At 60.9% G+C, this 14,395-nt stretch carries 16 protein-coding genes and 1 riboswitch; of the genes, 5 read left to right on the top strand and 11 right to left on the bottom strand.

Features of this window, described 5'->3' with window-relative positions; genetic code table 11:
• The 10 genes from RTX98_RS09970 to RTX98_RS10015 all read right to left on the bottom strand — a co-directional run.
• On the bottom strand, nt 1–926 hold a 926-nt coding region (locus RTX98_RS09970), incomplete at its 3' end, for a cytochrome c (RefSeq protein WP_312796332.1).
• A 161-nt stretch (nt 927–1,087) separates the two neighbouring features.
• Nucleotides 1,088–1,609 (bottom strand): nucleoside-diphosphate kinase, encoded by a 522-nt coding sequence (locus tag RTX98_RS09975; protein ID WP_312796333.1) that lies wholly within the window; start codon nt 1,607–1,609, stop codon nt 1,088–1,090.
• Nucleotides 1,610–1,749: 140 nt separating this feature from the next.
• Nucleotides 1,750–2,178, bottom strand: a complete 429-nt coding sequence (rnk, locus tag RTX98_RS09980) for a nucleoside diphosphate kinase regulator (RefSeq protein WP_312796335.1) — start codon at nt 2,176–2,178, stop codon at nt 1,750–1,752.
• A 155-nt stretch (nt 2,179–2,333) separates the two neighbouring features.
• A complete protein-coding gene (locus tag RTX98_RS09985) occupies nt 2,334–3,698 on the bottom strand; it encodes an LLM class flavin-dependent oxidoreductase (protein WP_312796336.1) in 1,365 nt (454 codons plus the stop codon).
• The gene (locus RTX98_RS09990; RefSeq protein ID WP_312796338.1) at nt 3,691–4,707 is read right to left on the bottom strand and encodes an ABC transporter substrate-binding protein; all 1,017 of its coding nucleotides are present in this window, start codon (nt 4,705–4,707) and stop codon (nt 3,691–3,693) included. Before RTX98_RS09990 ends, RTX98_RS09985 begins: the two co-directional genes overlap by 8 nt.
• Entirely contained in the window at nt 4,704–5,477 is a 774-nt protein-coding gene (locus RTX98_RS09995; RefSeq protein ID WP_312796339.1) for an ABC transporter ATP-binding protein, read from the bottom strand. Before RTX98_RS09995 ends, RTX98_RS09990 begins: the two co-directional genes overlap by 4 nt.
• On the bottom strand, nt 5,474–6,253 hold the full coding sequence (locus tag RTX98_RS10000) for an ABC transporter permease (RefSeq protein ID WP_312796341.1): 780 nt from the start codon (nt 6,251–6,253) through the stop codon (nt 5,474–5,476). The genes RTX98_RS09995 and RTX98_RS10000 overlap by 4 nt, the downstream gene beginning before the upstream one ends.
• 22 nt (nt 6,254–6,275) lie before the next feature.
• Entirely contained in the window at nt 6,276–6,884 is a 609-nt protein-coding gene (locus RTX98_RS10005) for a YkoF family thiamine/hydroxymethylpyrimidine-binding protein (protein WP_312796343.1), read from the bottom strand.
• Nucleotides 6,875–6,987, bottom strand: a riboswitch (TPP riboswitch). Its footprint overlaps the gene before it by 10 nt.
• 51 nt (nt 6,988–7,038) lie before the next feature.
• A complete protein-coding gene (locus tag RTX98_RS10010) occupies nt 7,039–8,082 on the bottom strand; it encodes a 2-hydroxyacid dehydrogenase (protein WP_312796345.1) in 1,044 nt (347 codons plus the stop codon).
• A gap of 34 nt (nt 8,083–8,116) precedes the next feature.
• Nucleotides 8,117–8,566: a universal stress protein gene (locus tag RTX98_RS10015; RefSeq protein ID WP_312796347.1), complete on the bottom strand. Its 450-nt coding sequence runs from the start codon at nt 8,564–8,566 to the stop codon at nt 8,117–8,119.
• Nucleotides 8,567–8,899: 333 nt separating this feature from the next.
• On the opposite strand from RTX98_RS10015, the gene dapA reads away from it, so the two are divergent.
• The 5 genes from dapA (at nt 8,900) to RTX98_RS10040 (ending at nt 13,768) form a co-directional block, all read left to right on the top strand.
• Nucleotides 8,900–9,799 carry a 4-hydroxy-tetrahydrodipicolinate synthase gene (gene dapA, locus RTX98_RS10020; RefSeq protein WP_312796348.1) on the top strand — a complete coding sequence of 300 codons (900 nt, stop codon included), beginning with the start codon at nt 8,900–8,902 and terminating at the stop codon, nt 9,797–9,799.
• A gap of 13 nt (nt 9,800–9,812) precedes the next feature.
• Nucleotides 9,813–11,261 carry an FAD-binding oxidoreductase gene (locus tag RTX98_RS10025; RefSeq protein WP_312796349.1) on the top strand — a complete coding sequence of 483 codons (1,449 nt, stop codon included), beginning with the start codon at nt 9,813–9,815 and terminating at the stop codon, nt 11,259–11,261.
• Nucleotides 11,262–11,442: 181 nt separating this feature from the next.
• A complete protein-coding gene (locus RTX98_RS10030; protein WP_312796350.1) occupies nt 11,443–12,168 on the top strand; it encodes a transporter substrate-binding domain-containing protein in 726 nt (241 codons plus the stop codon).
• Between the two features lie 150 nt (nt 12,169–12,318).
• Complete coding sequence (locus RTX98_RS10035; protein ID WP_189507547.1) at nt 12,319–12,981, top strand: amino acid ABC transporter permease; 663 nt, start codon at nt 12,319–12,321, stop codon at nt 12,979–12,981.
• 1 nt (nt 12,982) lies between these two features.
• Nucleotides 12,983–13,768: an amino acid ABC transporter ATP-binding protein gene (locus RTX98_RS10040; RefSeq protein WP_312796351.1), complete on the top strand. Its 786-nt coding sequence runs from the start codon at nt 12,983–12,985 to the stop codon at nt 13,766–13,768.
• A 76-nt stretch (nt 13,769–13,844) separates the two neighbouring features.
• On the opposite strand, the gene RTX98_RS10045 is transcribed toward RTX98_RS10040, so the two are convergent.
• Nucleotides 13,845–14,384 carry a DUF2569 family protein gene (locus tag RTX98_RS10045; RefSeq protein WP_312796352.1) on the bottom strand — a complete coding sequence of 180 codons (540 nt, stop codon included), beginning with the start codon at nt 14,382–14,384 and terminating at the stop codon, nt 13,845–13,847.
• Nucleotides 14,385–14,395 lie beyond the last annotated feature (11 nt).

The following is a 14,395-nucleotide window of genomic DNA, read 5'->3' on the forward strand; positions in this document are numbered from 1 at the left end:
CGCGCCTTGCGTTCCGCCGACGCCTCGCCCATCACGGAGGTCACATAGGTGGCGATCGCCCGCGCATCGCTTTCCGGCACCGCCATCATGTTGGCCGTCACCGGCGCCATCGGCCCGCGTGCCACACCATGATGCTCTTCCCAACCATTGGCGAGGTAATGCGTCAGCGCGTCGACGTCCCAAGGCAAAGGCGACGGCGAGTTCTGGTTCAGCGCATAGGCCGTCCAGCCTTCCGCCTCGCCACCGGCAAACAGCTCGTCCTTCTTTTCCGCGCCCAAGCTGTTGCGCGGTGTATGACACGCACCGCAATGGCCAAGACCATCAGCCAGATAATGGCCGCGGTTCCACTCGTCGCTCTGCGCCGTGTCGGGCTGATAAACACCTTCGCGGAAGAACAGGAGCTTCCAGCCGGCTACTGCGAGGCGAATATTGAGAGGAAACGGAAGATCGTTGGCTTGCGCTTCCGCCTGCACCGGCTTGCGCGTCATCAGGTAAGCGTAAAGCGCACGGTTGTCCTCGTCGGTCACCTTGGTGAAGTGGTCGAACGGGAAAGCCGGATAAAGATGCCGTCCCTCGCGATCGACACCGCTGCGCATGGACCGCTGGAACGCTTCTTCCGTCCAGCGGCCAATGCCGGTCTCAGGATCGGGCGTGATGTTGGTGGAGTAGATCGTGCCGAACGGCGTCGGCAGCGCCAAGCCTCCTGCAAAGACCTCGCCGCCTTCCTTGGTGTGGCAGACATTGCAGTTGCCGACCGCCGCAAGCGTGGCGCCGCGCTGAACAAGTTCAGGATCAAAGCTCGACACTGCGGGTGGCTCGGCCGCCGGTATCTCTCGTTCCCAGGCATAGGCGACGAAACCGCCGATACCCAGCAGAACAAGCACGACGAGTGCGCCAAGAACGCGAAGAAGTTTGCTGCCGTTCACCGGTGAACTCCGGTTAAAGGTTGCTGGGAAGGCTCAGGACCTGAGCACCTAACAAGAAAGGTAGCGCCTTGTTCGCATGCGTCGACTGATTTGTACGTGACCCAGGGAAATGGCAGCGTTGCTGTCAAATTCCTTCTGAACGTTCGGATCGGCAGCCTTCGTCAGGCGGCGGCTGACGGACCCGGATCGTCGGGATGTCCGGAATGCTGCACGGGTGCAGCAATGCCGCCCGAACCTTGGATTAGCCGCAGCTTGGGCCGCTGGCGAAGAACAGGTGCGCTTGCAAACAGTGCCCGGTTCCGTGCGGCACCTTCCGGCTGGTAAAGAACTGCGTCCAGCATCAACCGGTCGTTGCCGGTCAGAATGAAGCTTTGCCCCACCGTCAAGCCGAGCAGGGCCAGCCCGCGCGGCGTCGTAACGGCAAGCGTGAGCCCGACCGATCCGCCTTGGTAATCGCGGGTAAGCACACGCGATTGCGGCAGGCCATCATTGGCACGGAAGCTGACGCGGCTGTTCAGCGTGGCAACATCGTCCGCCACGGCGTCCTCGCCTACGACCATTGCGCCGTCCAGCTTGCGCGTAAGCAGCGCACGCATTGGGTCTTCGCGGCCAAGGCAGCGGTTCAGCATCTGTTCGAGAAGGGCGAAATCTCTCGTTATAAGAACACAGGCATCGTTCGACATTGTCGATCTCCGGGCTCCCTGCTGGAAGCGGTTGCATGACATGCTTGGAGAACCCCCTGGCCGCGCGCGGCACAGGGGCTACGATCCTGCGAGGAGACACCCTCCGGTCAGAGCCAATCGGCTGGACATGGTGGCTTTGCTCAGGACGCCTGCGGCTCGGCCTTTTGCGTCTCTGCCGCAGCACCCACGCTCTCGACGGTCAGGCGATGGCTGCGGCCATCGCGGGCCACCCACTCGATCGACTGACCTTCGGACAGGCCGATCAGCGCCGTGCCGATCGGCGTCAGGATCGAGATGCGGCCTTCGGCGATGTCGGCCTCACCGGGGAAAACCAGCGTGACGTCGCGACCTTCACCGTTGGTGGAATAACGCAGGCGGGATCCCATGCGCACGACGGTGTCGCGCAGCTTGTTGTCGGGAACGATGCGCGCTCGGTCGAGCTCGGCTGTCAGCTCGTCCAGCACCGCCTCGCTGACATAGGTGGCACTTTCGGCGAGCAGCGACAGCTTGTCGAAGTCGGTCTGTGTGATCTGGATAGCGGGCTTCTTGCCCGGGCGGCTGGTGGACATGGTCGAATCCTTGGTTCGGCCCAGCAGCTTGAGGTGCATGCCGGGCATGGGGTCGTCAGTGGAAAAGGTTGTCGCAGAAGTCTCGCGGCACACCGCAGCTTGCAGTGGCTCGACGATGCCCCTCGGCCGGGGCGCGACGCGACCGGGGCCGGGGGTCAGTGTCCCGCGATAGGACACACCCGATGAAGCTGCGAGAGATAGTCGGCCGTGGTCATGGGGTCAGGGTGAGTGAGGCGCACGGGGAAGTCAAGTGAGGAAGGTGTGAGGCCGCGTTCGCGCAACACCGGCATGACGTGTTCGGCAAAGCGTTGAAGGTCTCCTGGCAGAACCGGGCACATCACGTTGAACCCATCCGCTGCGCCGGCTTTGAACCATTCTTCCATGACATCGGCGATTGCCTCGCCGGTTCCAACCGCAAGCAGGTGCCCACGCCCGCTCGCCAGTCTTGCCAGCAACTGGCGCACCGTCAGCTTCTCGCGCTCGGCGATCCCGACCAGAACCGCAACCCGGCTTTGGCTGGATTGATTGGCACCCGCATCGATCATCCCCCTCGGCAAGGGCGCGTCCAGATCCAGCTTGTTGAGATCGAGCCCGAGAAACTCGGAGCCCTTGGCGACCAGGTGATCCAGCACGGCAAAGCTGTTCAACTCAGCGAGCCGCGCCTCGGCCTCATCTGTCGTAGCAGCCGCAATCGGCACGATGCCCGGCAGCATGCAAAGGCTTTGGGGATCACGTCCCGCTTGAACCGCACGCGCCTTCATGTCCCGGTAGAACGCCTGTGCCTCCGTCAGATCGGACTGGACGGTGAAGACGATATCCGCCCGTGCAGCCGCAAAAGCGCGACCGGCTTCCGACGATCCAGCCTGTGCCAGCAACGGACGACCCTGAGGCGGGCGCGGCACGTTGAGCGGCCCGGCCGTGCGCACGTATGGCCCTTGATGATCGACACGCCGGATCTTAGCGGGATCGAGATACTGGCCGCGTTGCTGATCGCCAAGTTTGGCATCGGCATCCCAGCTGTCCCAAAGCTTCAAACAGGCGTCCACGACATCGGCGGCGCGGGCATAGCGTTCGGCGTGATTAGGCATCGCATCAAGCCCGAAGTTGCGGGCTTCCAGCACGTTTGAGGAGGTCACGATGTTCCACCCTGCCCTCCCGCCGCTGATATGGTCGAGACAGGCGAAGCGGCGGGCAAGGTGGAAGGGATGGTCGAAGCTCGTCGAGGCCGTCGCGATCAGCCCGATGCGGCTGGTGACGGCGGCCAGCGCCGACATGATCACGATCGGGTCCATAGCATCCGACATATGCTTGTCCGCTCCGGCCTGAAGGGCCAGCACATCGCCCAGGAACAGCGCATCGAAGCCAGCCGCTTCGGCGCGTTGCGCAACATCGATCCAGAAGGGCAGCTTGGTGACTGCCAGCGGATCGCTTTCCGGCATCCGCCACGCCGCCTCATGCGCGCCCAGCCCGTAGAGCACCGCATTCAGCCGCATCCGCTTGGCCCGATCCAACTCAGGCATCGGCGAGGAACGCGTTGGTGTAATAGTCCGCGAAGTCTGGCTGCACCTTCAACGGCTCACCATTGCCGTCGCGCAAAATGCCGGCCGAAAACAGGAATGCGCCCATCGCTTCTGTCTTGGCCGCATCGATCGCGCCGACCGTTCCATCCGGTCGCGCCAGATAGTGTCCGTCCACCAGAGCTTTCAGCGAGGCCTTTATCAACGCCGGATCGGTCAGCATGTCCTTGTTTGCTTCAACCAGGATGAAGGCCGCTTCCTCGCTGTTCTCGACCGCAAAAGCATAGCCGCGCTGCGTGGCCTGAACGAACGCCTTCGCAGCTTCGGGCTTGGCTTCGAGCGTCCTGGCGCTTGATGCAAGAAATGTCGTGTGCTGGTCAGGCACGCCGAAATCGGCATAGCGGAACGCCCGCTGCTTGCGCCCTTCCAGCTCTGCCTTCACGCCCTCCCACGTATAGACTTCGAGCGTGAAATCGACCGCTCCATTGGCAAGCGCCTCATAGGCCGAGGTGCCGAGCGTCACCGTCTCGAACGTGCCCTTGCCGCCATCATTGCGGATGATCGTGCTGATCAGCGCGTTCTCCCAGTTGCTGCCGAAGCCGCCATAGGTCTTGCCCTCGAGATCGCGCGGGCGCTGAATGTCCTGCCGATCATAATTGAAGACCAGCCGCCCCGTTTCGGTCTGAACGACGGCATAGACGGCCTTCAGGTCCGCACCAGCAGCGCGTTGCGTGAAGAAGCCGATCGCGCCCGAGACGCCAAAATCGGCAACGCCGTTGCTGATCAGCGCGCCTGCGCTGGTGTCTCCGTAAGGCAAGATCTCCACGTCAAGCCCGGCTTCGGCATAGAAGCCTTTGTCGCGGGCAACATAAAGGCCGATGTGGTTGGTGTTGGGCGTCCAGTCCAGCGCGACCGTCACCTTCGTCTTGGTCTGCGCCCTCGCCGGCAAAGCCCAGGCACCACCTGCGGCCAGACCAAGCAGAAGCGTGCTGCGGCGGTTGATGATGGTCATGGATGAGGCCCTCCAGCCTGTTCGCGGATCAAAAGCGTATCCAGCACAGCCGCCTCGATGGCGCTGGCTTCCTGAAGTCGGCGCGCAGACCCATCGCGTGGCCGCGGCAGCGGAACATGGAATTCGTGCAACACCCGCGCCGGTCGTGCTGACAGGACATAGATGCGGTCCGACAAAAACACGGCTTCCCGAACATCATGCGTGATGAGCAAAGCCGTCCAGCGATGCCGCTTCCACATCGCCTCCAGCCAGCGCTGCATGCTCGTGCGCGTCAGCGCATCGAGCGCGCCGAAGGGCTCGTCCAGAAGCAGCATGTTGCGCTCCTGCACAACCGTACGTAGAAGCGCCGCCCGCTGTCGCATGCCGCCGGAAAGTTGTGCGGGGTAGTGGTTCTCGAACCCGGCCAGCCCAAACTCGCCGAGCAGAGGCATGACCTTCGCGCGGGCCGCTTTTCGGGTCATGCCCTGCACTTCGAGCCCGAGAGTCACATTGTCGAGGATGCGTCGCCACGGCATCAGCGCGTCGCGCTGCGGCATGAACGCCATATCGCCGTTTCGGCCCTCAAGCGGCGCGCCATTCACCGATATCGCGCCGCGACTCGCCCGTTCTGCGCCGGTAAGCAGCCGAAATATCGTCGACTTGCCGGCTCCCGAAGGCCCAAGGATCGAAACGAATTCGCCCTCCCGAACATGCAGCGAGACACCGTCCAGCACCTCGGTCTCACCGAACCTCTTGCGGACATCCTCCAGTTGAAGCCGCACCGCGCTCACCGCCCCGGCTCCTGTTCGAACCGGAGCCAAGGCATCGCAAGTCTTTGGACCAACACGGTTATCCCAAACAAAACCAGCGTCAGCGTCGCACTGACACCCACCGCCGCCAGCACCAGATCCGGCCGGAAATTGTTCTTGGCGTTGAGGATATAAATCCCCAATCCCTTCGCCGCGCCCGCATACTCCGCAAAGATCGCACCAACCACCGCGTAAGTAATTGATATTCTTAGACCCGCAAAGAAGAAGGGCAGTGCCGAAGGCAATCGTGCCAGCCAAAAGGTTCGCCAGCGGCTCGCCCCCATCGATTGCAGCAGCTGCGCAATCTCCTTCTCCGTCGCCTCATAGCCCTGCACCAAGGCCACCAGCATCGGAAAGAACGTCACCAGCGCCACCAGCATGATCTTCGGCACCAGCCCGAAGCCGAACCAAAGCACGCCAAGTGGCGCAATCGCTACCAGCGGCAGGGTCTGGCTGATGATGAAGACCGGAAACAAAGCCCGCCGCAGCGGCTGCGAGAAATCCATCAGGATCGACAAGATAAAGGCCGTCGTCAGCGAACAAGCAAACCCAAGCACGGTCGCCCTGATCGTCGGCAAGGCATTGTCGAACAGCGCCCGCTTCTGGATCCAGGCCTGCTGCGCCACACGGGTCGGCGACGGCAAGGTCGTCGCGCTGATGCCGGACAGGTCGGCATAAAGCTGCCAAGCCAGCAGCAGCGCGGCTATTGCAAGCGCAGCCGGCCCCGTGCGGGCCACGAAGGATGCTTTTTCAGACATGATGAGGCTGCTGAAAAAGCGATCAGGCGGAAGTCGGGCTGTTTGCCGAAACCGTCAGATCAAGCGCCAGATGGCCTTCCGGCGAGCCAAAGCGCAGGAAAGCTTCGCTGAGCGTAGCGAAAACCGGCCCTGCATCGCCGCGCAGGGTCGTGCAGAAATTCTTGGATTTGCCGAACACGCCCGACTGCTTCAGGAAATCGATGCAGCCATAGATCTCGTCCATGTGGTGGCCGGCGCCGAGCGGATAAAGCGACAGCTGCGCCGCAACGGTCTGGCCGATCAGTTCGGCTCCTTGTGCCGCCTTCAGCGCATCCGCGATACGTTCAACAAGTGGCGTGTCGGACGCGCGACCCTGAATGGGTGTGCAGATCGGATCATCCGGCTCGCCTGGGCATCCGCGCGACACGGTGGCATGGAGCACGCAATGAACGCCGTTGCGCGATGCCGCGACATGCAGATCGCGCATGGCCGGAAATAGCTCTTCCGGCGGTCCAACCAGCAAGGTCGAGATGTCGTCGGTTTCGATCCGGAAGCGATCGCGATAGGGATCGAGCGCCGAAAGGCTGCCCAGGATGATGCGAACGAAATCGTCCGCCATCGGGTACAAGGAAATTTGTGCGCCAGAAAACATGATCCGCCTCGCTCCGCTGGAATTATCCAGATCAGCTTGAGGGTTTCGCGGCATGACGCTGCGGTCTCAGCCCCGACAATACGGAGCACCCCTGTGGTTGACGCGGTGTAAATCATGTTTTGTCGCAGGCGGCAAGAGCCGCCTATCGACAGCATCACGCTTCTTTGGTCGAAGCCGTTTCGATGCGTGGAGGACGAACCTGCTCGGCCTCGACGCGGTTCAAAAGCGGTCGACCGCTCTCGAAATCGCTCAGGCTGCCAAGGGTGGTGTCTGCGATGGCACGCAGCGCGTCTTCGGTCAAAAAGGCCTGATGGCCGGTAACCAGCACATTCGGGAAGGTCAGCAAACGCTGGAAATCATCGTCCTGGATGATCTCGCTCGACAGATCCTCGAAGAACAGATCAGCTTCCTGCTCGTAGACGTCAAGCGCTACGCCGCCGATCTTGCCGCTCTTCAATCCATCGATCACGGCGCGCGTATCGATCAACGCCCCACGGCTGGTGTTGACGATCAGCAGCCCGTCTCGCGCCGCCGCAATCGCCTTCGCATTGACGATATGGCGTGTGCCGGGGGTCAGCGGGCAGTGCAAGGAAACGATGTCGCTGTTACCAAGGACAACCTCGGGCTCGACATAGCGAATGCCGGCGGCGACAAGTTCAGCATCAGGATAGGGATCGCTGGCCAGCACCTCGCAACCGAAGCCGAGCTTGAACGCGCGCGCAACCAGCGCGCCGATCCGCCCGGTTCCGATCACGCCGATGGTACGGCTTTCCAGATTGCGGCCGATCAGACCTTCCAGGGCAAAGTTGTTTTCGCGCACCCGCGCCCATGCCCGATGGATCTTGCGATCGAGCGCCAGCACCAGGCCGACGGTGAACTCAGACACAGCATTGGGCGAATAAGCCGGCACGCGCACCACGGCGATGCCAAGGTCTTCGGCTGCGGCCAGATCGACATTGTTGTAGCCGGCACACCGCAGCGCAACCACCTTCACGCCGCCTTCGGCCAAGATATCCAGCACGCGTCGCGACACCGTGTCATTGACGAACACGCAGACCGCATCGAAGCCGGCCGCCAGCGTTGCCGTGGCTTCATCCAGCCGTGGCTCGAAGAAGGTCAGCGTATGTGAATGCGCAGCATTTGCGGCTTCAAGGAAGCGGCGGTCATAGGGCTTCGATCCAAAGACGAGCGTCTTCATAGGCGTTCCCTTCCGCCGCTTCTCGCTCGCGACGTCAGCGGATCACCAGCACGGGGACCTGCGAGCGCGCCAGCACTTCGGCGGTCTGGCTGCCCAACATCATGCGCCGCACACCGCGACGGCCATGTGACGCCATCACGATCAGATCGCAGCCGTGCTCCTCAGCGGTTTGAATAATCGCATCCGAGGGCGTCAGTTCGCGCGAAGACACGATCTCAGCCGCAACACCGGCTTCCGCCGCCTGCTTGGCTACGGCATCCAGCGCGTTCTTGGCGCTTTGTTCCTGTGCGGCTTCAAGCTGACCAACCAGTTCGGCCCCGCCGATCCACTGACCGTCCGGCGAGCTGAACACGGAGGTGAACACCTCGATGGCATGCAGGAACGTCACCTTGGCCGAAAGCGCCTTCGCCAGTTCGAGGCCACAAGTCACGCCACGCGTCGACAGTTCGGATCCATCCGTCGGAATGAGAATGTGCTTGTACATTGTAAAGCTCCAGTTCGTTCCCGGCATCTTAGTACCATCGCCCGGGCATTTACAGAACCGATCCGGATTTTCCTCTTGCTCATGCCAGCGGTAGTTTTCGGCTACGAGGCGGCACATAGAGCGCACATCCCGGTTGCTGAAGCTTGCTGATACGTATGTGACCAAAAATTATCGGATAGTGGAATTTTTTAACTTGCCTATTGACGGGTGAACTTTTGTGGATACCGTTGCAAGAAGTTGATCACAGCCGCCGAGGACGCCTGAAAACGTTGGCAGCTGTCGAACCGGAGGCTTGAACGCCTCGCAGTGCAGCATGCAGACAGGTTTCAGTTGATGGCTCTCACCCGCAATGACTTCGATGGTCTTTATACCGCTATCGTCACGCCGCTCACGGCGGACGGTGCTGTCGACGTTGCCGGGCTGAAGAAGCTCGTCCGTTTTCAGCTGGATGCCGGCGCTTCGGGCATCGTGCCGATTGGTGGCACGGGCGAATACACTGCCTTTTCCCGCGACGAGCGCAAGGCGATCGTGACAGCCTGTGTCGAGGAAGCCGGGAACAAGCCAGTCATTCCTGGCGTGTTGTCGACTGGCTTCAAGGATGCGGTCGATGCAGCAAAAGACTTCACGCAGGCCGGTGCAGCTGCCGTCATGACTGTGACCCCTTACTACGCGCCGGGTACGCAGGACGGCATGCGCGAATACTTCATGGCCTATCGCGACCAGGTCGACATCCCGGTGATGCTCTATCAGATCCCGCGGCGTACCACGGTCGCCATGACCGCAGAAGGCGTTCAGGCGATGGCGGAAGACGGCACTATTATCGGCATGAAGTTTTCGTCCTATGACATGCCGGAATTCATCAAGACCATTAAGTATGCCGGCGACAAGATTGCCGTGCTCTCCGGCGAAGAGCCGCTTTTTGCCACCCATGTTGCGCTTGGCGCAAAGGGTGGGGTTCTTGCCTCGGCGTCGATCTATCCGAAGATCTGGCTCGAGATCTTCGCGCTTGCTCAAGATGGCAAGCTGAAGGAAGCGCTGTCCCTCCAGAACAAGGTAGATCCAGTTCTCGAGACGATCTTCTTAGAAACCAATCCCGGCCCTTTGAAGCACTACATGGAACTGGCCGGCATGCCAGTAGGTGGCGTGCGTTTGCCGTTGCAAGCTCCGAACGCTGATACGGTCGCCAAGCTGAAAGACGCCGTGAAGAAAGCCCAAGCGGCCGCTCTTGCCTGATACGGATACGCCCTTGATCGAGAAACTGCGCGAAATCGTTGGCGAGAAAGGCCTGATCGTCGATCGTGGCGAAATGGCTCCTTTCCTCACCGACTGGCGCAATCGCAGAACGGGCGACGCGCTGTGCGTTGTTCTCCCATCTTCGACCGAAGAAGTGGCCGCAGTCATGAAACTTGCGGCGGCGGAAGAGCAGCCGGTATTTCCATCAGGCGGTAACACTGGTCTATGCTACGGCGCGGTTCCAGAAACCGATAAGCTGGCCAAGCTCGGCATTGTGCTGGGGCTGCAGCGGATGAACCGCATCCGCGAAATCGATCGCGCTGCCAATCTGATGACGGTCGATGCGGGCGTCGTGCTTGCCAACATCCATACGGCCGCTGCCGAGATCGGCCGCCAATTCCCGCTTTATCTTGGTAGCGAAGGCAGCGCTCAGATAGGCGGCTTGATCTCGACCAACGCCGGCGGCACTGGCGTTGTGAAGTATGGACCGACCCGTGATCTCGTCGCGGGCCTCGAAATGGTTCTGGCCGATGGCACAGTGCTGCGCGACCTAGCGGCGCTCGCCAAGGACAATACCGGGTACCTCCTGCGCCACCTCTTTATTGGCGCGGAAGGCACGCTCGGCATCATCACCGGGGCCGCGCTACATCTACATCCTGAGATGCCGAACCGGGCGCATGCCTGGGTGTCCGTTGCTTCACCGCAATCCGCAGTCGAACTGTTGGCAGCGTTCCAGGATCGAGCAGGTCCCTACATAGAGGCGTTCGAGCTTGTTTCGGCGTCGCAGTTCGAGCTCGTCGTTAAACATTGCGAACGCATTCGGATCCCGTTTGAAGGCGGCATACCGCCTTGGTCGCTGATGATCGAGCTTTCGAGCGTGGATAGCTCGACCGATCTGAACGGCATCCTCGAAGGTCTGCTGGGAAGCGGTCTGGAGAATGGCGGCATCCTTGATGCTGTAGTCGCCAATTCCGAGCAACAGGCGCAAGACATCTGGCATGTCCGCCATTCCGTGTCGGAAGCCAACAAGAAGGAAGGCGTCGGCGTCGTTCATGATGTTGCCGTGCGCACATCCGATGTGCCGGCCTTCATCGCGGCAGCCGATGAGGCTGCGGCGGCCAACTACCCGAATGCCTTCACCGAAGTCGTGTGCCACCTGGGCGACGGCAATGTTCATTACATTCTTATGTTCAGCCATGAGTTCTGGGCTTCGCTTCTAGACAAGGAAGCCTACGCGTTGGAAGTCGAAGCAGCGATCCATGATGTCGGCGCGCGTTTCCACGGCACATTCAGCGCCGAGCATGGCGTCGGCCGAAAACTGACGCAGGAACTGGCGCGCCTTTGCGATCCCGTTCGCTATGGCCTCATGCAGCAGGTCAAGACGCTGTTTGATCCTGACAATCGGATGAATCCCGGTGTGCTGCTCACGCCAGCGGGAACCACACCGCCGCGTCACAACTGAACTCGCCATCCTGGCAAGCTCGCCTTCATCAACAAAAAGGCGATCAACGAAAAAGGGGACGACAATGGTATCTCGTAGGGACTTTGCAGGTTTGATGGCTGGCGGTCTGGCCGGTGCGGCAATGCTGAGCGCGTCCGCGACGACTGCGTCGGCGCAGGAAGGCTCCACCTGGGAGCGTATCATGAGCTCCAAAAAGCTGCGCATCGGCGGCGTTGCCACCGGCGCACCCTGGACGATGAAAGATCCGGCCTCTGGTGAATGGGCCGGCCATTTCGTGGCAATCGCAAAGGCGCTCGCCGCCGATATGGAAGTCGAATTGGAGATCCAAGAAACAACCTGGGGCAACGCCATCCTCGACGTGCAGACCGGCAAGATTGACGTCATGTTCGGCATGAACCCGACGCCGAAGCGTGCGCTCGCCGTCGATTTCTCGGTACCGGTTTACAACAGCGCGCTGGTTATGATCTGCGCGCCAGATTTCAACCCCACCACCTGGGAAGACCTGAACAAGCCGGAAGTGAAGATCGCAGTCGACAATGGCTCGGCGCATGACCAGGTCGCGTCGCGTCTCGCACCGAATGCCTCCATCAGCCGCTTTCGTACACTCGACGAAGCAACGCTGGCACTGAAGAGCCGTCGCGTTCAGGCGCAGAGCATCTTCTGGATGGGCGGCGTGCGTGCGGTCAAGCGCGACCCGTCACTTGGCAAGGTCATCGTGCCGAAGCCCGTCTTCGGCTCAACCTCCAACGCTGCGATCCGCCGCGAAACGGACCGGACCTTCAAGGACTTCCTCAACACCTGGATCGTTTACTCGCAGGGTCTCGGCTTGGTGCGGAGCGCCGTGATCGAGAGCCTCGCGGCTGTCGACGTCACGCTGGACGACATTCCGGAAGGCGTAACCTTCTAAGCATCAATACGATGGCGCCGGCTTGACTGCCGGCGTCTTCCTGGACCGTCCCATCCGCCTATCCAGACGGATCGGACGGTCCAGTCTAGCCAAGACTCGATCAGCAACGGCGCTGCTCCCGTGCAGGGAAGCGTTCGAAGAAGGGCGACGATGTATACCTGGGACTTCAATATTCTTTGGAGCTATCGCTGGCTCTTCCTGAACGGCACCCTAATGACCATCGCCATCACCGCCGGCGTGATCATTCTCGGCTTGCTGCTCGGCCTACTTGCCGGCCTTATGCAGTTATCAAGGAATCCTATCCTGCGCTGGATATCTTGGGCTTACATCGAGATTTTCCGCTGCACTCCCCTGCTGGTTCAGCTTCTGTGGTTCTATTATGCTCTGCCGGTACTGACCGGCGTCGAGCTCAGCGCGATGACGGCGGCGGTCATGACGCTGTCGCTGTACGGTGGCTCGTTCTATGCGGAAGTCATTCGCGGCGGCGTCATTGCGATTGATCCCGGCCAGAGTGAAGCCGGGCTGGCGCTCGGCATGACGCCGGCCAAGGTCATGAAGCGCATCGTTCTGCCGCAGGCCATCAAGCAGATGATCCCGCCGCTGATGAACCAGTCAATCATCCAGTTCAAGAACACGTCGCTGGTATCTGTTCTGGCTGTGCCCGACCTCCTTTACCAGGGTCAGGTTATCACCATGGACACGTTCCGTCCGCTTGAAGTCTATACCGTCATCGCCGTGATCTACTTCGTGGTCCTCGTACCGCTGACAGCCATCGTGAAGCGCAGCGAGAAGAAGCTGCAGCGGAGCCACTGACATGACCGGCACAGTTACTCCCGACAACACCAAGATTCAGATCACCAATCTCAAGAAGCAATTCGGCTCGAATATCGTCCTGCGCGATATCAATGTGAAGGTCGATGCAGGTTCCGTCGTTGCCTTGATCGGCCCTTCCGGGTCGGGCAAATCGACGCTGTTGCGCTGCATGAACCTGCTGGTCATTCCAAACGGCGGCCGGATCCGCATCGGCCACGACACGTTCGTGTTCGATGACGGCTCCAAGATGCCAAGGGCCAAGGATCAGGCGCACTTCCGCTCCAACACCGGCATGGTGTTCCAACACTTCAACCTCTTCCCCCACAAGACCGTTCTCCAGAACGTCATGGAAGGGCCATTGGTCGTGAAGCGCATGCCCAAGACACAAGCCGCGCAACTTGCCCGCACCCTGCTGGGCAAGGTCGGCTTGGCTGACAAAGCGGACACCTACCCCGACCGTTTGTCCGGTGGCCAAAAGCAGCGCGTGGCAATCGCTCGTGCATTGGCGATGGAGCCGGAAGTCATGCTGTTCGACGAGGCTACGTCGGCGCTCGATCCTGAACTCGTAGCAGAAGTGCTTGGAGTGATGCGCGATCTTGCGGCCGAGGGCATGACGATGATCATCGTGACGCACGAGATGGCCTTCGCCCGCGAAGTGGCAGACAAGGTCATCTTCCTGCGCGATGGCGTGATCGTCGAAGAAGGCCCCGCCCGCGAGCTCATCGACAATCCTAAGCAGGAAGCAACACGCGCCTTCCTGAGCCACTTCCACACGCGTAACGAATGACGCTGCTCCACAGGATTTGTGTGTGGCGTTGACGCCGCCACGCACGTTCCATGCACAAACCCGAACACCATCGTCGCTAATGAGCGAAGGTGTTCTTCACGCGTCTAGAACGCCAGACATAACCGACCCATACAGCCCCTAGCGCGGCCATGATCCCTGCTGCGATCAGGTCGCGGTTGAACTCAACCCAAGCGCTTGCAAGCGACATGTTGAACCAGGTTGCAACCCAGGCAACGTCTAGCACCACAAGAAGAAACGTTGCGGCCCATTGCACCGTGAACCAAGCTGGAAAGGTGCGCCTGCGTTTGAACATACAGACCGTCGTCGCAATGACGATGGCAAGCGCCACCAAATACAAAGCGGTTTCCACCCCGTAGGCAATCGTGGCGCCCTTTACGCTTGCATCATAGGTGCCGGGCAGCGGGAGGATCTGGATCGTGGAAAGAACGGACTGGATCAGGAACAACGTTTGGCCGATCGCTAAAAGCATCAGCCAGCCGGCAAAGCCTTGCTCGGGCTTTTTGCGTGCGCTGGACACAGCAAGGAAAACGGGCACGGCAAAGATAGCAAGCGCCAGAAGCGTGAAGATGCTGTGGAAGGTCGAGAAGCCACCCAAATCGTCCGCCT

This window comes from Tianweitania sp. (genome assembly GCF_032053605.1).
In the GTDB taxonomy this organism is placed as follows: domain Bacteria; phylum Pseudomonadota; class Alphaproteobacteria; order Rhizobiales; family Rhizobiaceae; genus Tianweitania.